The 21,169-nt window shown below is 52.4% G+C and carries 10 protein-coding genes, 3 pseudogenes and 4 CRISPR repeat arrays; all 13 genes and pseudogenes read right to left on the reverse strand.

Features of this window, described 5'->3' with window-relative positions; translation table 11 throughout:
* Nucleotides 1-8 precede the first annotated feature (8 nt).
* Entirely contained in the window at nucleotides 9-1,547 is a 1,539-nt protein-coding gene (gene cas1, locus GTO91_RS13000; RefSeq protein WP_161259158.1) for a CRISPR-associated endonuclease Cas1, read from the reverse strand.
* 254 nt (nucleotides 1,548-1,801) lie between these two features.
* Nucleotides 1,802-2,668 carry a CRISPR-associated endoribonuclease Cas6 gene (cas6, locus tag GTO91_RS13005; protein ID WP_161259159.1) on the reverse strand — a complete coding sequence of 289 codons (867 nt, stop codon included), beginning with the start codon at nucleotides 2,666-2,668 and terminating at the stop codon, nucleotides 1,802-1,804.
* A gap of 49 nt (nucleotides 2,669-2,717) precedes the next feature.
* Nucleotides 2,718-4,017: direct repeats of the CRISPR family, unit length 37 nt; unit sequence ATTTCAATTCCCTACGGGAATTACCGTCTTCTGATAC.
* A gap of 488 nt (nucleotides 4,018-4,505) precedes the next feature.
* Nucleotides 4,506-5,312, reverse strand: a pseudogene (locus GTO91_RS13010) (argininosuccinate synthase); the annotation flags it as partial.
* 866 nt (nucleotides 5,313-6,178) lie between these two features.
* Entirely contained in the window at nucleotides 6,179-6,457 is a 279-nt protein-coding gene (cas2, locus tag GTO91_RS13015) for a CRISPR-associated endonuclease Cas2 (RefSeq protein WP_328793810.1), read from the reverse strand.
* Nucleotides 6,458-6,512: 55 nt separating this feature from the next.
* A complete protein-coding gene (gene cas4g/cas1g / locus GTO91_RS13020) occupies nucleotides 6,513-8,141 on the reverse strand; it encodes a CRISPR-associated endonuclease Cas4g/Cas1g (protein ID WP_161259161.1) in 1,629 nt (542 codons plus the stop codon).
* Between the two features lie 240 nt (nucleotides 8,142-8,381).
* A complete protein-coding gene (gene cas6, locus GTO91_RS13025) occupies nucleotides 8,382-9,239 on the reverse strand; it encodes a CRISPR-associated endoribonuclease Cas6 (RefSeq protein WP_161259162.1) in 858 nt (285 codons plus the stop codon).
* Nucleotides 9,240-9,451: 212 nt separating this feature from the next.
* Nucleotides 9,452-9,855: a CRISPR direct-repeat array (repeat unit 37 nt; unit sequence ATTTCAATTCCCTACGGGAATTATCGTCTTCTGAGAC).
* A gap of 1,179 nt (nucleotides 9,856-11,034) precedes the next feature.
* Nucleotides 11,035-11,430 (reverse strand): hypothetical protein, encoded by a 396-nt coding sequence (locus tag GTO91_RS13030; protein ID WP_161259163.1) that lies wholly within the window; start codon nucleotides 11,428-11,430, stop codon nucleotides 11,035-11,037.
* Nucleotides 11,431-11,637: 207 nt separating this feature from the next.
* Nucleotides 11,638-11,922, reverse strand: a complete 285-nt coding sequence (locus tag GTO91_RS13035; protein WP_161259164.1) for a hypothetical protein — start codon at nucleotides 11,920-11,922, stop codon at nucleotides 11,638-11,640.
* A gap of 241 nt (nucleotides 11,923-12,163) precedes the next feature.
* Nucleotides 12,164-12,793: direct repeats of the CRISPR family, unit length 37 nt; unit sequence ATTTCAATTCCCTACGGGAATTATCGTCTTCTGAGAC.
* 518 nt (nucleotides 12,794-13,311) lie between these two features.
* Nucleotides 13,312-14,475, reverse strand: a pseudogene (locus GTO91_RS13040) (argininosuccinate synthase).
* 187 nt (nucleotides 14,476-14,662) lie between these two features.
* Nucleotides 14,663-14,919: pseudogene (locus GTO91_RS13045) on the reverse strand (ornithine carbamoyltransferase); the annotation flags it as partial.
* A gap of 597 nt (nucleotides 14,920-15,516) precedes the next feature.
* Complete coding sequence (locus GTO91_RS13050; RefSeq protein WP_161259165.1) at nucleotides 15,517-17,088, reverse strand: hypothetical protein; 1,572 nt, start codon at nucleotides 17,086-17,088, stop codon at nucleotides 15,517-15,519.
* 397 nt (nucleotides 17,089-17,485) lie between these two features.
* A CRISPR array of direct repeats spans nucleotides 17,486-18,348; the repeat unit is 37 nt; unit sequence ATTTCAATTCCCTACGGGAATTATCGTCTTCTGATAC.
* 490 nt (nucleotides 18,349-18,838) lie between these two features.
* Nucleotides 18,839-20,050, reverse strand: coding sequence for an argininosuccinate synthase (locus GTO91_RS13055; protein ID WP_161259166.1), 1,212 nt, complete (start codon nucleotides 20,048-20,050; stop codon nucleotides 18,839-18,841).
* Between the two features lie 133 nt (nucleotides 20,051-20,183).
* Entirely contained in the window at nucleotides 20,184-21,140 is a 957-nt protein-coding gene (gene argF / locus GTO91_RS13060) for an ornithine carbamoyltransferase (protein WP_161259167.1), read from the reverse strand.
* Nucleotides 21,141-21,169 lie beyond the last annotated feature (29 nt).

The raw sequence follows: 21,169 nt of genomic DNA on the forward strand, positions 1-21,169 counted from the left end.
ACCCCGGCTCACCTAGCCCGAAAGGCGTCATACTGCGGCCATTCCCCTTGCATCACCTTCCCCAGATAGCGCGCCTGGATCTCCATGAGCCGCAGGTAGTTGGCCCGATACCCGAAAACGGGATGGACCGCTTCCTCGCGGATGCGCGTCTGGTAGGCGCCAAAAAAGCGTTTGCGGCCCCCGTCCTTCAATTGAATGCCGTCAAACACCGGTTCGAAATCGCTCTCTTTGATGATGCCCCGATTGACGACATTCAGCACAACCGAGTCCGCGACGATGGCCCGAAACTCCTCCATCAGGTCCAAGGCCAGGGCGGGACGGCCGTTGCGTTCACAATGGTACAGGCCCAGATAGGGATCCAAACCTGCCCGGATGATCACGTTGATGCAGTCTTTGGTCAGCAGCGAATAGGCGTAGCTCAACAGGGCGTTGACGGGATCGCGGGGCGGACGGCGGTTGCGCGATGCGAAATCAAAACCCTCCCCCGGCCGCAACAGCTTGGCAAAGCCGGAGAAATACAAGCGCCCGGCCAGTCCCTCCAGACCGCGCAGGCTCTCCTTGTTTTCAGCCTCTTTCGCGGCGGCGGCCAATCCCTCCAACCGCTCCACCGCCGATAGGATCCGGTCGATTTTTCTCTCCCGGTTTCCCCGTTGCAAAAAAGTGCGCTGGTTGAGGATTTTTCCGCGCACGATCTCCCGCGCCACCGCCAGCGACTGGCTTTCCGATTCAACAAAGCGAAACTGGGCGCGACGCAAGGGCACGTTTTTGTTCCAATTCGGCTGCAACCAACTGCGCACCCGGCCATGCTCCATCAGGTAAAGCGGAATCCCCAGATCGCTCAACGCCGACAGCGCCGCGCTGGAAAGCGACGCCGCCTGCCCGATCACCACTTGATCGACCGCCGAAAGGGGCACATCCTTGATCATCTGGCCGTCGGCCTCGATGATCAGCCGCCCCTGCCGCTTTCGCAAGGCGGCTCCCGGTATATCCAGATAGAGCGTCCGGCCGAGATTGCTGCCCGGCGTTGGCCGCCGGGGCGCCGCTTGCGCGCCGGTCAAAAAGGCGCTTTCCTCCGGCATACAGCGCTCGGCCAGGGCGCAACCTTTGCATTTGACTTCCGGCACAGAAGACAAGGGCGGCGGCTCTCCCGCTTCGCGAATCGCCCGGGCCGCCGCCAACGCCTGCAGGGCCGTCTCCCGCAGCGACTCATCGAAAAACACCTGTCGCCGTTCGGCCGATGCCACGTAATAGACATACCCGTACCCTACTTCCCGACTGGTGGCTTCCTCCAAGAGCAGCCCTTGCACATCCAGGACGCCGCGCAACCTCAGCGATTCGGAAGAAAAAAAGACCTGCCGCGTCTGCACCCGACCGTCGTCGCTGCGGGTCCGGCGCTCGTTGCGGCGCTCATCCTGAAAGCGGCCTTCGAGCATGTGATGGTTTGTCTCCTCCGCCCCTTCCACCGCGCGGTAGTAAAAGTTTCGCGGACAAAACAACACCTCCGCCACGGCGGAAACGGGGAGGTATTCGCGATTATCGGTATCCAATGGAAATGGCCTCTTTCATTGATACTAAGGGAAATATGTAGATGTAAAAATTCCTGCCCTGTTATCAGTTTGCCATTTCCCTTGGTTTTGAATACATGGACTTGCCGGGGTTGATTCACTCGAAGTGAAACCTTTAGATGATTTTTTTCACGCCCGACGACCGATGAATGTTGACATCACTAGAGCCTTTGTTCACGGGTTACACATTCCCGAGGGGAATTGAATCATCGTTATCAGCGTGAGAAAAACAGGCTTTACCGGAAGGCGCTCACCGGCCGTTCAGTCCGTCTTGAACGTTCCTGATTGGACACGACAATCCGCGTCTCCCCCATGCCCATGGTGCTCTTATAGCCCACGCCGCTGTATTCGGCAAAGCGCGCCAGCGCATTGAAAAGGATGGGACTGACGGGATTCGACGTGGCGAACTCAAAAACCACATCGCCAACAAAACCGATGATCTTGTAACGGTCAAACTGGTAGAGATCGGTGCGGATATTGTGCTTGCGGATACGGATCGCCGTGAATTCATCCGCCAGGGTTTCTGGAAAGGGCAATGGGCTGTATTGGTTCCAGCGGCGAAGGAGGCTGCCAAAAACCAATTCAGGAATGGGCAATACCACCTGGGTACCCCGCTGTCGAAAACTGGTCGGCGTAAGAAAGCGAAAATGAATCGGGTTCCGACACTCCGATTCCGTGTACAACTCCTCATAGGTTTTTTTCATGACCCGGATGTTGCGGATGACAAGGGGTGCGTTTCCAATCCGGACCGCCTTCCCCTCCCATTCAGCCGCCGCCCGGTCGATCACCTCGCTCAATCGCTGATCCAGCGAGCGGATGGTGAACCGCCATCGGCGGCCTTCGTTTTGTCCAGTCCCCTCTTTTGGGGAGGACAAGGGATTATCGGGAGGCGTGAACATGGGCGTCCGCTGTGCTAAGCTTCGTAGAGTGGAAATAGCAAACGGTTTTCCCTCTTGATCGTGGATCGCCGTCGCCAAGGCGGGGTCGGTGCTTTTAAGTAGATCAAAAAACATGCCGTGAAGTTTTTCTCCGCCTTCTTCGCGGATTGTTGTTTGTGTTGTCTGTTGCGGCGCTTCCAGTTCGAGAATCGCGTTGAGAAGCAATTTGTCATCTCCTTTTTCATCAATATATCTCGACCCTTAAGATTCTTAAGTCTCAATTCCCTACGGGAATTATCGTCTTCTGATACCCAGGCCCTCCATGAGCGACAGGAGCTAATGTTTAAACTTTTCAATTCCCTACGGGAATTATCGTCTTCTGATACACGAAACCCAAGAGGAGTGGGAGGCGCATCAGACATTTCAATTCCCTACGGGAATTATCGTCTTCTGATACGAAAAAGCCAATCTCAGCCAGCGCGAAAATGACATATTTCAATTCCCTACGGGAATTACCGTCTTCTGATACTTTCCCTGTGGGAACAGGCCGGCGCAATGCTTGGTGATTTCAATTCCCTACGGGAATTACCGTCTTCTGATACAAGTCAAAGCCGGTGAAGAACGGTACGAACGCTATGTATCATTTCAATTCCCTACGGGAATTACCGTCTTCTGATACAAAAGTGGAAAACTTAGTGGTGGGATTAAATTGAGAAGATTTCAATTCCCTACGGGAATTACCGTCTTCTGATACGAGATGGAACTGCCCACAGACCATGTCCACATCGACATATTTCAATTCCCTACGGGAATTACCGTCTTCTGATACCGAAGTCGACATCCCGCGCTTTCTGCGACTGGTCTTCGAATTTCAATTCCCACGGGAATTACCGTCTTCTGATACAGCAAACCTTGATCGATACCATTGCTGGCGAGTGCATTTCAATTCCCTACGGGAATTACCGTCTTCTGATACAGTTCATGTTCATCATGCCCGTCACCACCGTCGAACCATTTCAATTCCCTACGGGAATTACCGTCTTCTGATACCAGAGCGTCTACCTGAAGCACACCAACTACATCTATTTTACATTTCAATTCCCTACGGGAATTACCGTCTTCTGATACCGCAATGGACAAGAACGGCGTTGAGGTGCACGAAGGATTTCAATTCCCTACGGGAATTACCGTCTTCTGATACCGGCTTCTGGCTTGCGGCCGATGATGCTATGTTGGATGGATTTCAATTCCCTACGGGAATTACCGTCTTCTGATACGGAAGACTACTTCAACCAGGCGATCAACGCCGGCGTATTTCAATTCCCTACGGGAATTACCGTCTTCTGATACCCGGCGTGAAGGCGCTGGCCCCAAACACAAACCCGAAGCATTTCAATTCCCTACGGGAATTACCGTCTTCTGATACCAGGCGGAGATGGATGACCTGCGGCGGGAGAATGAATTTCAATTCCCTACGGGAATTACCGTCTTCTGATACGGCGGCGCTTATCGGGCTGGATGCGGCGATCGCCAAAGCATTTCAATTCCCTACGGGAATTACCGTCTTCTGATACCGCGCGCCTTTCTAGCCCTTATCCCATAAGCCTTCCCGACCTCTTTCGCGAGCGAGTCCAATTTATGCCCACAACTCATTGACCTTTCACCGCCTTTACCCCCGCAAACCCTTGATTTCATTGGATCGAGCGATACCAGGGTTTTCTACCGACCTGTGTCGCTCGCGAAAAGATCTCCGATCAGCCCCTATTAGGAAGACCTTGCCGCCGTAGCATTCCCGCTAAACATGCTCCCCTATCGATGTGACCGATTCACTCAAATTTATAGCGGTCATCCACCTGGGCCATTGCAGTGATATACAAACACACGAAAGAGAGACCCCCGACCAGCTTTTCATCTCTTCTACAGAATCTTCCACAATTCCTGCTTACACCTAAGCATAACCGTAATGCCAGAGCCAACGATAGAAAAACAGGCTAAGGAGCCATTTGTCCCCATAGCCTGTTTTTTTCAAAAAGTTCGGATTTAGGAGCGTAAGCTCTCCAGCCTACCCCCGCAGCCCCGCCTTCTGCTCCATAATCGCCCGCACCTTTAGCGGAAGACCAAAGAGGTTGATGAAGCCTTCGGCGTCTTTCTGGTTGTAGACTTCGTCGCGGCCGAAGGTGGAGAATTCCTCGTTGTAGAGGGAGTAGGGCGACTTGGCGCCGGCGGGGGTGGCGCTGCCCTTGTAGAGCTTCATGCGCACGGTGCCGGTGACGGTTTCCTGAGTCACGTTGACGAAGGCGTCGAGGGCTTCTCTGAGGGGGTGGTACCAGACGCCGTCATAGACGAGTTCGGCGTAGCGAAGGGCGACCTGCTCTTTGTAGTGCATGGTGGCCCGGTCGAGGCAGAGGTATTCCAGTTCGCGGTGGGCGGCGTAGAGGACGGTGCCGGCCGGGGTTTCGTAGACGCCGCGGGACTTCATGCCGACGAGGCGGTTTTCCACCATGTCGCAGATGCCCACGCCATGGGCGGCGGCGATGGCGTTCAGCTTTTCGATCATCTCGACGGTGCCGAGGGCCTCGCCATTCAGTTTGACGGGGATGCCCTTTTCAAACTCCAGTTCCACGTACTCCGGCTTGTCCGGCGCTTGTTCGGGCGCGGTGCAGATCATGAAGAGGTCGTTCTGGGGCTCGTTCCAGGGATCTTCAAGGTCAGCCCCTTCGTGGCTCAAGTGCCAGAGGTTGCGGTCCATCGAGTAGGGGCGGTCTTTTTTGACGGGCACGGGGATGTTGCGGGCGTTGGCGTAGTCGATGGCGTCTTCGCGGGAGCGGATTTCCCATTCGCGCCAGGGGGCGACTGTCTTGAGGTCGGGAACTATTGTTTCCTGTTACATAACCCTCTAATATGCATACCTAGCAGACTGCATTTTTTAACTCTCTAGGGGATTAACGCTTCCCGTTAATTAACCGTGAAAAGCGCCAACCTCTACTCCGTCACATTTCAATTCCCTTTGGGAATTACCGTCTCTAGTTACCATTGTTTGCCCGGGTTGCGGCGAGGACTTCGGCCCGGGACAGTTTCAATTCCCTACGGGAATTATCGTCTCCTGTTACTCGACCCCGGTACTCCTTAGAAAGACTACACGCCGTTTCAATTCCCTACGGGAATTAGGGTCTCTTGTTACCTTATAAACTTTGTTATTCGGTGAATTATCGGATGGAATTTCAATTCCCTACGGGAATTAACGTTTCTTGTAACCGGCTGGCATCAACCCGATGCTCCTGATGCTGTTGGGATTTCAATTCCCTACGGGAATTAACGTTTCTTGTAACGTTCCAGGAGCAGATTAACGGCGGCTTGGCTGAGTGCTGATTTCAATTCCCTACGGGAATTAACGTTTCTTGTAACAACGAGCGAGTACGCCCGGGCACAGTTGAAAGGCACGATATTTCAATTCCCTACGGGAATTAACGTTTCTTGTAACCGCACTCCCTCCCAGTCCTTATCCCACAAGCCCTCCCGCCCCATTTTGCGAGCGACTCCAAGAACGCCCCTAATCTCAACACCCTCCCCCCTCTCAAAACCTCTCCAACCCCCGATTTCATCGGTTCGAGCCACCCCCGGCTTTTCTGCCGACCTGCGTCGCTCGCACGGGAAAACCCAAAAACCCGCCCGCTCGCGATCAACCTTAGTCCCATTATAAAACTACCACGCCAACCCCTTCCAGTCCATCCCCATTTACAACACAATGTCCCCGATCCCGACCAGTTCCACCCTCCGCCCCAACCGCTCCACATCGTTCTCACAGGCGCGGCACTGGCGGTAAAAGATCACGCTGTCTTCATCGCGGTGGATGCGCCGGAGCAGTTTGTGCCGCAGTGCCACGTAATCCTCCGTGGTCAGCACCACCTCGAACACGCTCTCCTGCACATGGGTCCCGTAATCCTTCAACGTTTTAAACACCTTTGATCGCCGCTTGTCATCGGCGATGTCGTAGGTCACCACGTAATGCTCCACCTGCGATCCCTTCGCCTTCCTAAGCCTTGCCCATCGTCCGGCAACTCGTCCCCGTTCACCTGGCCCGAAAGGCGTCATACTGCGGCCATTCCCCTTGCATCACCTTGCCCAAATAACGAGCCTGGATCTCCATCAACCGCAGGTAGTTGGCCCGATACCCGAAAACCGGATGGACCGCCTCCTCGCGGATGCGCGTCTGGTAGGCGCCAAAAAAGCGTTTGCGGCCCCCTTCTTTCAATTGGATGCCGTCAAAGACCGGTTCGAAATCGCTCTCTTTGATGATACCCCGATTGACGACATTCAGCACGACTGAGTCGGCGACGATGGCCCGAAACTCCTCCATCAGGTCCAAGGCCAGGGCGGGCCGGCCGTAGCGCTCACAATGGTACAGGCCCAGATAGGGATCCAAACCCGCCCGGATGATCGCGTTGATGCAGTCTTTGGTCAGCAGCGAATAGGCGTAGCTCAACAAGGCATTGATCGGATCGCGGGGCGGACGACGGTTGCGTGATGCGAAATCAAAACCCTCCCCCGGCCGCAACAGCTTGGCAAAGCCGGAGAAATACAAGCGCCCGGCCAATCCCTCCAGGCCGCGCAGGCTCTCTTTGTCTTCGGCCTCTTTCGCGGCGGCGGCCAGCCCTTCCAACCGCTCCACCACCGATTGGATCAGGTCGATTTTTCTCTCTCGGTTTCCCCGTTGCAAAAAAGTCCGTTGGTTGAGGATTTTTCCGCGCACGATCTCCCGCGCCACCGCCAGCGACTGGCTTTCCGATTCGACAAAGCGAAACTGGGCGCGGCGCAAGGGCACGTTTTTGTTCCAATTCGGCTGCAGCCAACTGCGCACCCGGCCATGCTCCATCAGGTAAAGCGGAATCCCCAGATCGCTCAACACCGACAGCGCCGCGCTGGAAAGCGACGCCGCCTGCCCGATCACCACTTGATCGACCGCCGAAAGGGGCACATCCTTGATCATCTGGCCGTCGGCCTCGATGATCAGCCGCCCCTGCCGCTTTCGCAAGGCGGCTCCTGGTATATCCAGATAGAGCGTCCGGCCCAGATTGCTGCCCGGCGTTGGCCGCCGGGGCGCCGCTTGCGCGCCGGTCAAAAAGGCGCTTTCCTCCGGCATGCAGCGCTCGGCCAGGGCGCAACCCTTGCATTTGGCTTCCGGCACGGAGGACAAGGGCGGCGGCTCTCCCGCTTCGCGGATCGCCCGGGCCGCCGCCAACGCCTGCAGGGCCGTCTCCCGCAGCGACTCATCGAAAAGCACCTGTCGCCGTTCGGCCGATGCCACGTAATAGACATACCCGTAGGCCACTTCCCGACCGGTTGTTTCCTCTAACAAAAGCCCTTGCAGGCACACCTGCACATCATCGTGGAGGCGATGGTCGGCGCTTCCTTTTTTAAACTCGACGGGATACATCTCCCCATCGGTCGCTTCCAACACTTCCAGGACGCCGCGCAGCCCCAGCGAATCGGAGGACAAAAAGACCTGCCGCGTCTGCACCCGCCCGTCGTCGCTGCGGGTCCGGCGCTCGTTGCGACGCTCGTCCTGAAAGCGGCCTTCGAGCATATGATGGTTGGTCTCTTCCGCCCCTTCCACCGCGCGGTAGTAAAAGTTTCGCGGACAAAACAACACTTCCGCCACGGCGGAAACAGGGAGGTATTCGCGCGTCTCGGTATCCAATGGAAATGGCCTCTTTCATTGATACTCAGGGAGATATGTAGACGTAAACATCCCTGTTATCAGTTTGCCATTTCCCTTGGTTGGGAATACATGGACTTGCGGGGGTTGATACACCTAAAAGAAACCCTTGGATGATTCTCTTGTACGACCGATAAATATTGACATCAGCAGGGCCTCTGTTCACAGGTTTCTTATTCCCGAGGGGAATTGAATCATCGTCATCGGCGTGAGAAACAGGCTTTACCGGAAGGCGCTCACCGGCCGATCGGCCCGTTTTGAACGTTCCTGATTGGCCACGACAATCCGCGTCTCCCCCATGCCCATGGTGCTCTTATACCCCACGCCGCTGTATTCGGCAAAGCGCGCCAGCGCATTGAAGAGGATGGGGCTGACGGGATTCGTCGTGGCGAACTCAAAGACTACATCGCCGACAAAACCGATGATCTTGTACCGGTCAAACTGGTAGAGATCGGTGCGGATATTGTGCTTGCGGATGCGGATCCCCGCGAATTCATCCGCCAGGGTTTCCGGAAAGGGCAGCGGGCTGTATTGGTTCCAACGGCGAAGGAGGCTACCGAAGACCAGTTCAGGTATGGGCAATACCACTTGCGTGCCCCGCTGTCGAAAACTGGTCGGCGTGAGAAAGCGAAAATGAATCGGGTTCCGACACTCCGCTTCCGTGTACAACTCCTCGTAGGTTTTTTTCGTTACCCGGATGTTGCGGATGACAAGGGGCACGTTCCCAACTCGGACCGCCTTCCCCTCCCATTCAGCCGCCGCCCGGTCGATCACCTCGCTCAATCGTTGATCCAATGAGCGGATGGTGAACCGCCATCGGCGGCCTTCGTTTTGCCCGGTTCCCTCTTTGGGGGAGGACAAGGAATCATCGGAAGGCGTCAACATGGATGACCGCTGCGCCAGGCTTCGCAGCGTGGAGATGGCAAACGGTTTTCCCTCTTGATAATGGATCGCCGTCGCCAAATCAGGATCGGCGCTTTTGAGCAGATCAAAAAACATGCCGTGAAGTTTTTCTCCGCCTTCTTCTTGGATTGTTGTCTGTTGTGGCGCTTCCAGTTCGAAAATAGATTTGATAAGCAATTTTTCATCTCCTTTTTTCCATATACCTCGACTCTTAAGATTCTTAAGTCTCATTCTCAATAGTTATAGTCTTCTGAGATATTTCTAGGAGCTCTATTGGGAACGGATGGGAAGTTTCAATTCCCTGTGGGAATTACGATGGACACGTTCCTACGGGAATTATGACTTCTAGTACTTTGGGACCCCGACGGCGATCCCGTAACCATCTCTGCATTTCAATTCCCTAGGGGAATTATCGTCTTCTGAGACGGAAGTGTGGAGCCTGAAGAATGTCGACCTGTTCCTATTTCAATTCCCTACGGGAATTAACGTCTTCTGAGACAATAAAAGAGCATATTGCGCCTATATCCTGCGTATGCATTTCAATTCCCTACGGGAATTATCGTCTTCTGAGACGCACTCACGGCCGCGCCGTAGACTTCCTGATGGAGTTATTTCAATTCCCTACGGGAATTATCGTCTTCTGAGACCCGTTATTTTCCCACCGAAAAAGAAGCACTCAAATTATTTCAATTCCCTACGGGAATTATCGTCTTCTGAGACCTATATGACAGAAGAAGAACGCAAGACAGTAGTTTATTTCAATTCCCTACGGGAATTATCGTCTTCTGAGACATCCATGCGAAGAGTGCGGATCCAAGCTGCAAATATTTCAATTCCCTCTGAGACTTTAACTCGACAACGTTTGAGGAGTACCTAACCAATGCCATTTCAATTCCCTACGGGAATTATCGTCTTCTGAGACTCGTGGACATGATTCTTCTCCAGAAGAAATTCTTGAAATTTCAATTCCCTACGGGAATTATCGTCTTCTGAGACTGCGCGCCTTTCTAGCCCTTATCCCACAAGCCTTCCGGAGTTCTTTCGCGAGCGAGTCCAATTTTAGCCCGTAAGCCGTTATCTTTTCGCCACCTTAACCCCCACAAACCCCTGATTTTATTGGATCGAGCGACACCGGGGATTTCTACCGACCTACGTCGCTCGCGAGAAGATCTGCGACCATCCTCTATTAGTAAGACCTCGCCGGAGTAGTGTTCCCGCTTATGCTTCCCTGTTGTTTGACCGATTCACTCAAATTTACAACCGTTCTCTATTGCCGGGCCGTGGCAGTGATATGCAAACGATGAAAGGAAAGCCGACTAAGCTTTTTTATCCCTTCTACAAAATCTTCCACAATTCCTGCTTCCGCCTATGCAACCCCATGTGGCGTCTGCACCCGCCCGCCGTCGCTGCGGGTCCGGCGTTCGTTGCGACGCTCATCCTGAAAGCGGCCTTCGAGCATGTGATGGTTGGTATCCTCCGCCCTGCCACCGCGCGGTAGTAAAAGTTCGAGGACAAAACAACACTTCCGCCACGGCGGAGACGGGGAGGTATTCGCACGTATCGGTATCCAACTGAAATGGCCTCTTTCATTGATACTCAAGGAAATATGTAGATGTAAAAATCCCTGTTATCAATTTGCCATTTCCCATGGTTAGGAATACGTGGACGCGCCGGGGTTGCCACCTGGAGCGAAACCCTTGAATGTTCTTTTTTAATAACCGATGAATGTTGACATCATCAAAGCCTCTGATTTACAGGCCACACATTCCCACGGGGAATTGAATTATCGTTATTAGCGTGAGAAACAGGCTTGTTCCAGCGGCGAAGGAGGCTGCCGAAAACCAGTTCTGGAATGGGCAATACCACCTGGGTGCCCCGCTATCGAAAACTGGTCGGTGCGAGAAAGCGAAAATGGATCGGGTTTCGACATTCCGCTTCCGTATACAACTCCTCATAGGCCCTTTTTCATGATTCAGATGTTGCGGATAACAAGGCGCGCGTTACCAATCCGGTCCACCTTCCCCTCCCATTCAGCCGCCGACTGGTCGATCACCTCGCTCAACCGTTGATCCGGTGAGCGGATGGTGAACCGCCATCGGCGGCCTTCGTTTTGTCCAGTTCCCTCTTTTGGGGAAGACGACGGATGATCGGGAGGGATAAACATGGGCGTCTGCCGAGCCAAGCTTCGCAGCGTGGAAATGGCAAACGGTTTTCCTTCTTGATCGTGAATCGCCGTCGCCCAGTCAGCGTCGACGCTTTTGAGCAGATCAAAGAACATACCGTTAAGTTTTTCTCCGCCTTCTTCCCGGATCGTTGTTTGTGTCGTCTGTTGCGGCGCTCCCAGTTCGAAAATGGCGTTGAGAAGCAAATTTGTCATCTCCTTTCTTTATCAAACCGTTCGGTGGTTGTGCTGCACGTTTTCGGTCAATCGTCTATGACGGTTCGGGGATTAGATCTTACACCCTACAAACAGAAACGATGCCTGCTTTTCATTCTCGGCATCGTTTGTGGTATCATAACCATTTGTTTTTTCTTATTATATCGGCTGGTGGAGGACTGCTACCTTCTCCACACTTCACACACGGCGTCGTGAAAGGGAGCGTAATTTTACTTCATGTTCCCCAATAATGGCTGTAATAGACCGTTGGTCTTCCTGCACATCATCTATCTTTCGATTTATCGTTTTGAGCATCCCCTTTATATCATCTTCCTGGCTCCGTTCCAGGCGATCAAATCGACGACTCATTTCTTGCTTGAGTGAATTTATTTCACCGCGTATTTCGCTTTCAAGACGCTGCTGCCCATCTTTTAAATCCCGTAGCTCTTGAAGCACGAGGTTTTGAAACTCGTTATCGTTCACGGAAAGCCTCTCTTAAGGCGTTTAGACTGTTCGGCTGTTTCAAGTATATCATGTTTAGTTAAATCGAACTTACCCTTACACTGAGCCTGTTAAACATAGCATGTACCCGTAGGAATTATTGTTTCCTGTCTCCGTTATGCACACCTGATGGATCCCGTCCGTCCTTTTCATTTCGATTCCCTGCGGGAATTATGTCTTCTGAGGCCGGACATATCCTCGCCCAGTGGGTGCAGCTGGTCAGATTTCAATTCCCTAGGGGAATTATCGTCTTCTGAGACCCGAGGCCTGCCCACCCGATTATGATTTGTATACCATATTTCAATTCCCTACGGGAATTTTCGTCTTCTGAGACTGCGCCCCGGAATCTCCGACCTGATCCAGAAACTCCAATTTCAATTCCCTACGGGAATTATCGTCTTCTGAGACCGGGATTTTTAATCTTCATCAATTTCATGTTGAGCATTTCAATTCCCTACGGGAATTATCGTCTTCTGAGACATTCGCTCTTGATACCGACACGCCTACTATTGACGGATTTCAATTCCCTACGGGAATTATCGTCTTCTGAGACGCTGAACTGCAACAGACCGCCAACACCTTGGCGAACAATTTCAATTCCCTACGGGAATTATCGTCTTCTGAGACGCGACAAGGCCCACATCGCCGTCGTGGCGCCGGCGACATTTCAATTCCCTACGGGAATTATCGTCTTCTGAGACGGACTATTCTGTTATCTACGCAGAAGGCGCAAAACCATTTCAATTCCCTACGGGAATTATCGTCTTCTGAGACTTGGGATGAGCGAGTCTCGCCGGATGGTGATGAGTGGGTTGTATTTCAATTCCCTACGGGAATTATCGTCTTCTGAGACCGCGCGCCCTTCTAGCCCTTATCCCACAAGCCTTCCGGGCCTCTTTCGCGAGCGAGTCCAATTTAAGCCCACTACTCATTGACCTTTCACCGCCTTAACCCCCGCAAACCCTTGATTTCATTGGATCGAGCGACACCAGGGTTTTCTACCGACCTGCGTCGCTCGCGAGAAGATCTCCGATCAGCGGCTATTAGGAAGACCTTGCCGCCGTAGCATTCCCGCTAAACATGCTCCCCTATCAATGTGACCGATTCACTCAAAATTACAGCGGTCATCCACCTGAGCTATCACAGTGACATGCAAACGCGACCAAAGAGGGAACCCCGACCAGCTTTTTATCTCTTCTACAGAATCTTCCACGATTCCTGCTTTCGCCTACGCAACGCCGTAATGCCTGAGCCGACGATAGAAAAACAGGCTACGGAGTCATTTGTCCCCATAGCCTGTTTTTTTGAAAAGCTTTCCAATTTACCGAGCTTATCCCGTTGTTAATTTGACTTGAACGGAAGCTCTCCAGCCTACCCCCGCAGTCCCGCCTTCTGCTCCATGATCGCCCGCACCTTCAGCGGTAGGCCGAAGAGGTTGATGAAGCCTTCGGCGTCTTTCTGGTTGTAGACTTCGTCGCGGCCGAAGGTGGAGAATTCCTCGTTGTAGAGGGAGTAGGGCGACTTGGCGCCGGCGGGGGTGGCGCTACCCTTGTAGAGCTTCATGCGCACGGTGCCGGTGACGGTTTCCTGGGTCACGTTGACGAAGGCGTCGAGGGCTTCTCTGAGGGGGTGGTACCAGACGCCGTCATAGACGAGTTCGGCGTAGCGGAGGGCGACCTGCTCCTTGTAGTGCATGGTGGCCCGGTCGAGGCAGAGGTACTCCAGTTCGCGGTGGGCGGCGTAGAGGACGGTGCCGGCCGGGGTTTCATAGACGCCGCGGGACTTCATGCCGACGAGGCGGTTCTCCACCATGTCGCAGATGCCCACGCCATGGGCGGCGGCGATGGCGTTCAGTTTTTCGATCATCTCGACGGGGCCGAGGGCCTCGCCGTTCAGTTTGACAGGGATGCCCTTTTCAAACTCCAGTTCCACGTACTCCGGCTTGTCCGGCGCTTGTTCGGGCGCGGTGCAGATCATAAACAGGTCGTTCTGGGGTTCGTTCCAGGGATCTTCCAGGTCGGCCCCTTCGTGGCTCAGGTGCCAGAGGTTGCGGTCCATCGAGTAGGGGCGGTCTTTTTTGACGGGCACGGGGATGTTGCGGGCGTTGGCGTAGTCGATGGCGTCTTCGCGGGAGCGGATGTCCCATTCGCGCCAGGGGGCGACGATCTTGAGGTCGGGGGCCAGGGCTTTGACGGTCAGTTCAAAGCGGACCTGGTCGTTGCCTTTGCCGGTGGCGCCGTGGGCGATAGCTTCGGCCCCTTCGGCGCGGGCGATCTCGACGAGGCGCTTGGCGATGAGGGGACGGGCGAAGGAGGTGCCCAGGAGGTATTTGCCCTCATAGACGGCGCCGGCTTTCAGGGTCGGCCAGATGAAGCCGGTGACGAACTCTTCTTTCACGTCTTCGATGTAGAGCTTGGTGGCGCCCGTTTTGATCGCCTTTTCGTTCAGGGGGGCCAGTTCTTCCCCTTGCCCTAGGTCGGCGGCCATGGCGATGACTTCTTAGCCGTAGTTCTCTTTCAGCCAGGGGATGATGATCGATGTATCAAGGCCGCCCGAGCCAGGACGATTTTTTTGGACATGGTTCGATCTCCTCTCACGGTATCCGCGTCAGTTTTATTGGGTGTTCTCGACTCATTGGTCTTGAATTTTACTGTCTTTATCGGTTTATTTAGTGGCTTATTTAGGGGTTTCTTTTCAGGTCGCAGACGCGCGCCCCTCTCCCCTACATCACCGATGCCATGATCGCCTTCTGGGCGTGCAGCGGTTTTCGGCCTCGTCAAAGATAGACTGGGGTCCTTCGATGACCTCGTCGGTGATCTCTTCGCCCCGGTGGGCCGGCAGGCAGTGCAGGACGATGGCTTTGGGATGAGCCACTTTCATGATTGTACCATCAATCATAAAACCTTGGAAGGCTTGGGCGCGCTTCTGGGCCTCGCCCTCCTGGCCCATGGAGGCCCACACGTCGGTGTAGAGCACGTCGAATGGACATTGCCGTAGGCCACTTCCCGTCCAGTTGCTTCCTCAACAGCATTCCTCGCAGGCACACCTGCACATCACCGTTTAGGTGGTGCTCGGCGCGGGATCTGCGCTTTTTAGCATGTCTAAAAACATGCCGCGCAGTTTTTCTCCGCCCTGTTCCGGGACAATCACACGTTCCGGCGCTTCGAGTACGAAAGTGGCGTGAGAAGCAAGTTTTCATCTCCTTTTTGTTCCCTACGGGAATTATCCTCTTCTGCACCATAGGGCCGAAAGCCTAGAGCAGGAATTAGCCAAAGCCCGGTTTCAATTCCCTGGGGAATTATCCTTTTCTGTAACGGCACGACCTTCTAGCCCTCATCCCACAAGCCTTCCCGCCCTCTTTTGCGAGCGAGTCCGTTTTATTTGCAATTCCTGCCTTCGTCGCTCCAAACGGAATCATGATCCCATTCCGGAAAAGACAGGTCCGAGAACTCTTCGTCTCTGGCCTGTTTAGTCTTGATTCCGTGGATTTGTAATAGGTTCAACCGCTCTTGACCGTTTCACCGCGAGATCCTACCCCTGTAGCCTCACCTTCTGCTCCATAATCGCCCGAAACTTTTAACCCTTTCTTGAGATTGAAATTAATCTAATTAATATTTCCAGTGGCTTATCATACAACAACGTTGCGATTTCTTGGTAAATTTTTTCATCAATCTGATTAGTTACTTCAACTTTTCCATGCGCAATGCCATTTCTTATTTCTGAAAGTCTAAGCTTTCTTGTCCCAATTCTTAGTTTTTTTATATCTACACAAATTTTCTTAAAATCTTTTAAAACAGGTGAAATAAAGCAGCAAAACAGCTTAATTAAATCACTGGATTCAATTGCCTCTTGGGCATCTATGGTTCCAAAGTGTTGAATTGTTCCTAATGTCGGGTATGTATTATTTTTCATCTGTAATGCTTCATGTTCTTTTTTATACGTTTCGTTTTTTACATCAAATCTTCTTATTGAATAAAAATCTCTACATCCTTTAAACGGCATAAATACATGATAGCTAAACTCTCTCTCTAAACTTCTTAACAATGGTAAAAGCGCTATATCAAATCCGATGCTTAAATCCAACATTTTTACCGATGATTGTATGTCTTTTTGTGTTTCATAAGAGAGAGTGTTCCATATTCGATTGACACTATTTAAAAACTTATAACTTGTAAAAGGAACATTCGATATAATTGAAAAGCAAGAGACCCTTTCAATTATATCATTAACCCTTCTATTCACATCAATCTCTTCATCTACAAAGTCAACGAATTCTTTATTCTGAATACCAAAAACTTGTCTTTTTAATTCCAACAGACACTCTTCAAGCTTTCTCTTATCTTGTTTAAGTATAATTTTTTCGTCTTTTATGCCCTTTAATTCAAAATACAGTCTTTGAATTTTATCATCATCAAAAGAAATAAGCGATCCCTTTATTTCTTTTATAATCTCAGCAACAAATGGCTTTTCACATCGAACGCCAAAAGCAATTATCATATTTTCATAAATATCAAGTAAATCAGTCTTTACCTTTAACCTCTGCTCTTCTTTCCCCAGAGTTTTAGCGGCGAGTAAACCCAACAACGCCCATCTAAACATTATTGGATCAGTTTTTGCGTTATACGCAAACCACTGCCACCCCATTGTTTTGTAAGCTTCAGCAACAACACCTTTCATTTCCGTACCAAGATTGTAATATATCTCTATTAAATCTTCCACTAACCATATATACTGAATATCTTGTGAATGTTCAGGAATCTCTTTCAAAACTCTTAATTCACATTTTCCTATTACATAAAAGTCTATATTGTGGTGCGCACCATCATAATAACAGTCGTCAAAAAAATTATCACATCTAATTAGCTCAGCAACCTGTTCGTCCCACCACCCCTTTTTTTCGTCCCTACAAAATTGAAGGTAAAAAGCTGAAAATCTAAAGTATGGAGAACCGTAAGAATGACTAGAACCAATAGAAATGTCACTTCTTGCAAAACCTATCAACTCATTTAAAGGTGCTTTTGTAGCGAGCCACTTAAAATAATTTAACATTTCACTGCATTTTTCAAAAGGATTTACAAGTTCGTGTGTTGATTCTTCTTTTAAATTAGAATCTAACGTTTTAAATATAACTTTGTCAGCAAAAGCCATTAAATCAACACCTGCACAAAAATTTTAATTACTAAAGATCTGGGTAAGGAATTATATTTTCTGAAATCGGAGAAAGATCACCATGCAGACATCAATATTAAAAATTCAATTCCCACACGAAAATTTTCGTCTTCTAAGACTCAGCCACGTCCTTGTCCATTACTGCTACACCAGGTTTAAATTCCCCACGGGAATTATGATCCTCTAGGACTGATTGTACTTCGTGCAGAAAGGGGGAATTATAAACCGTTTCAATTCCTACGGGAATTATCCTCTTCTGAGACGGTTCGTGATGGCGGCAACATCTCAGGATTTTCCATGGGATTCAATTTCCCTACGGAATTATTCCCTTCTGCAACATAGGTAGAAACAGGTATTTAAAGTATCGTAACGCAAGGTTTCAATTCCCTGCGGGAATTATCGTCTTCTGATACGTTTCAGACGAAGGCGGACCCGAAGGTGATCGAACTATTGTTTCAATTCCCTACGGGAATTATCGTCTTCTGATACCAACATCAAAGCCGTCGAACAGATAACCGGCGTCAAGGGTATTTCAATTCCCTACGGGAATTATCGTCTTCTGATACCAGAACAATGGAAAATTTTCCAGACCATCATGGGCAGATTTCAATTCCCTACGGGAATAATCGTCTTCTGATACGAATGACCGCAAAATTTCATGGGATGGTGAAGAAACACAATTATTTCAATTCCCTACGGGAATTATCGTCTTCTGATACCAAGGCGGATCAGACGGTGGCCATCGTGAACTCCTTATTTCAATTCCCTACGGGAATTATCGTCTTCTGATAACATCCTGCTGGCAACCTACGGAAACTGGTAACTCATTTCAATTCCCTACGGGAATTATCGTCTTCTGATACGATAAGTCGCGCGAGCAGGTCCACTCTCCACTGCGTTTATTTCAATTCCCTACGGGAATTATCGTCTTCTGATACACTGACCCGCCCCGTCTCTGCGCAGGGTTATTTCAACCATTTCAATTCCCTACGGGAATTATCGTCTTCTGATACGCGATGACCGAGAACAATCGTAAATGGTGGGCAGAATAATTTCAATTCCCTACGGGAATTATCGTCTTCTGATACAGCTACCGGCGGGAGATCGCCAAGCGGCGAATGGCGGCGAATTTCAATTCCCTACGGGAATTATCGTCTTCTGATACATTTTGGCGGCCAACGTAATCACAGCGGCTACTACACATTTCAATTCCCTACGGGAATTATCGTCTTCTGATACCGCGCGCTAATCTAGCCCTTATCCCACGGGTCTTCCCGACCTCTTCCGCGAGCGAGTCCAATTCTAGCCCACAATTCATTGTCTTTTCACCGCCTTAACCCCCGCAAACCCCTGATTTCATTGGATCGAGCGACACCAGGGTTTTCTACCGACCATCGTCGCTCGCGAGAAGATCTACGACCAACCTCTAATAGAAAGACCTCGCTAGTATCATTCCCGCTGAACATGCTTCCCTATCGATTTGACCGATTCACTCAAAATTGCAGCCATCATCTATAATCATCCCAGGCCATCGCAGTGATATGCAAACTACGAAAAGTAACCCTGACCAAGCTATTAATCCCTTCTACAGAATCTTCCACAATTCCTGCTTTCGCCTACGCAAAGCCGTATTGCCTAAGCCATCGAAAGAAAAACAGGCTAGGGAGCATTTGTCCCATAGCCTGTTTTTTTGAAAAACATTCGGATTTAGGAGCGCAAGCCTTCCAGCCTACCCCCGCAGCCCCGCCTTCTGCTCCATGATCGCCCGCACCTTCAGCGGTAGGCCGAAGAGGTTGATGAAGCCTTCGGCGTCTTTCTGGTTGTAGACTTCGTCGCGGCCGAAGGTGGAGAATTCCTCGTTGTAGAGGGAGTAGGGCGACTTGGCGCCGGCGGGGGTGGCGCTACCCTTGTAGAGCTTCATGCGCACGGTGCCGGTGACGGTTTCCTGGGTCACGTTGACGAAGGCGTCGAGGGCTTCTCTGAGGGGGTGGTACCAGACGCCGTCATAGACGAGTTCGGCGTAGCGGAGGGCGACCTGCTCCTTGTAGTGCATGGTGGCCCGGTCGAGGCAGAGGTACTCCAGTTCGCGGTGGGCGGCGTAGAGGACGGTGCCGGCCGGGGTTTCATAGACGCCGCGGGACTTCATGCCGACGAGGCGGTTCTCCACCATGTCGCAGATGCCCACGCCATGGGCGGCGGCGATGGCGTTCAGTTTTTCGATCATCTCGACGGGGCCGAGGGCCTCGCCGTTCAGTTTGACAGGGATGCCCTTTTCAAACTCCAGTTCCACGTACTCCGGCTTGTCCGGCGCTTGTTCGGGCGCGGTGCAGATCATAAACAGGTCGTTCTGGGGTTCGTTCCAGGGATCTTCCAGGTCGGCCCCTTCGTGGCTCAGGTGCCAGAGGTTGCGGTCCATCGAGTAGGGGCGGTCTTTTTTGACGGGCACGGGGATGTTGCGGGCGTTGGCGTAGTCGATGGCGTCTTCGCGGGAGCGGATGTCCCATTCGCGCCAGGGGGCGACGATCTTGAGGTCGGGGGCCAGGGCTTTGACGGTCAGTTCAAAGCGGACCTGGTCGTTGCCTTTGCCGGTGGCGCCGTGGGCGATGGCTTCGGCCCCTTCGGCGCGGGCGATCTCGACGAGTCGCTTGGCGATGAGGGGACGGGCGAAGGAGGTGCCCAGGAGGTATTTGCCTTCATAGACGGCGCCGGCTTTCAAAGTCGGCCAGATGAAGCCGGTGACAAACTCTTCCTTCACGTCTTCGATGTAAAGCTTGGTGGCACCCGTTTTGATCGCCTTTTCGTTGAGGGGGGCCAGTTCTTCCCCCTGGCCCAGGTCAGCGGCCATGGCGATGACTTCGTAGCCGTAGTTCTCTTTCAGCCAGGGGATGATGATCGATGTATCAAGGCCGCCCGAGTAGGCCAGGACGATTTTCTTGGACATGGTACGATCTCCTCTCACGGTATCAGCGTCCGTTTTATTCGGTGTTCTCGTCTCATTGGTCTTGCGCTTTACGGGTCTTTATGGATTTCTTTATGGGTTGCTTTTCAGGACGCAGACACGCAATCCTTCTCCCCTACATCACCGACGCCATGATCGCCTTCTGGGCGTGGAGGCGGTTTTCGGCCTCGTCGAAGACGGCCGACTGGGGTCCTTCGATGACCTCGTCGGTGATCTCTTCGCCCCGGTGGGCCGGCAGGCAGTGTAGGACGATGGCTTTGGGGTGGGCCACTTTCATGATTGTACCATCAATCATAAAACCTTGGAAGGCTTGGGCGCGCTTCTGGGCCTCGCCCTCCTGGCCCATGGAGGCCCAGACGTCGGTGTAGAGCACGTCGGCGTCTTTGGACGCTGCCACAGGGTCGCTCATCAGGGTGATCGAGCCGCCGTGGGCTTTGGCGTCTTCGGTGGCGATGCGGACGATTTCCGGATCGGGGCGGTAGGCTTCGGGGGTGCAGATGACCACGTCCATGCCGGCTTTGGCGCCACCGAACATCAGTTCATGGGCCATATTGTTGCCGTCGCCGATGAAGGTCATCTTCAGCCCGTCCGTTTTACCCTTGTATTCAACGACGGTCATCAGGTCGGCCAGCACCTGGCAGGGGTGCAGCAGGTCGGTGAGGCCGTTGATGACGGGGATGTCGGCGTATTGGGCCAGTTCGGTCACATCGCTGTGGGCGAAGGTGCGGATCATGATGCCGTCTACGTAGCGAGAGAGGACGCGGGCCGTGTCTTTGATCGGCTCGCCCCGGCCCAGTTGGATGTCGGCGGAGCTTAAGAACAGGGCGTTGCCGCCGAGCTGGTACATGCCCACCTCAAAGGAGACGCGGGTGCGGGTGGAGCTTTTGGTGAAGATCATGCCCAGCGTCTTGCCGGCCAGGTAATGATGGGGGATGCGGTCCTTTTGCAGGGCCTTCAGTTCCCGGGCCAGGTTGATGAAGTGGAAGATCTCGTCGCGGCTGAAGTCATGGAGGGAGAGAAAGTCCCTGCCCTTCATGGCCGGGTCGAGTTTCGGGAGTTGTGCTGTTGTCATGGTGCTTTTCCTTCTTTCTTGCGAGGTTC

Origin of the sequence: Heliomicrobium undosum, from assembly GCF_009877425.1 — a bacterium.
In the GTDB taxonomy this organism is placed as follows: Bacteria; Bacillota; Desulfitobacteriia; order Heliobacteriales; family Heliobacteriaceae; genus Heliomicrobium; species Heliomicrobium undosum.

What these genes read in the sequence shown, in the direction of transcription:
- GTO91_RS13050 (WP_161259165.1), bottom strand. Translation starts at nt 17,088, where the DNA reads ATGGCTTTTGCTGACAAAGTTATATTTAAAACGTTAGATTCTAATTTA.
- GTO91_RS13055 (WP_161259166.1), bottom strand. Translation starts at nt 20,050, where the DNA reads ATGTCCAAGAAAATCGTCCTGGCCTACTCGGGCGGCCTTGATACATCG.
- argF (WP_161259167.1), bottom strand. Translation starts at nt 21,140, where the DNA reads ATGACAACAGCACAACTCCCGAAACTCGACCCGGCCATGAAGGGCAGG.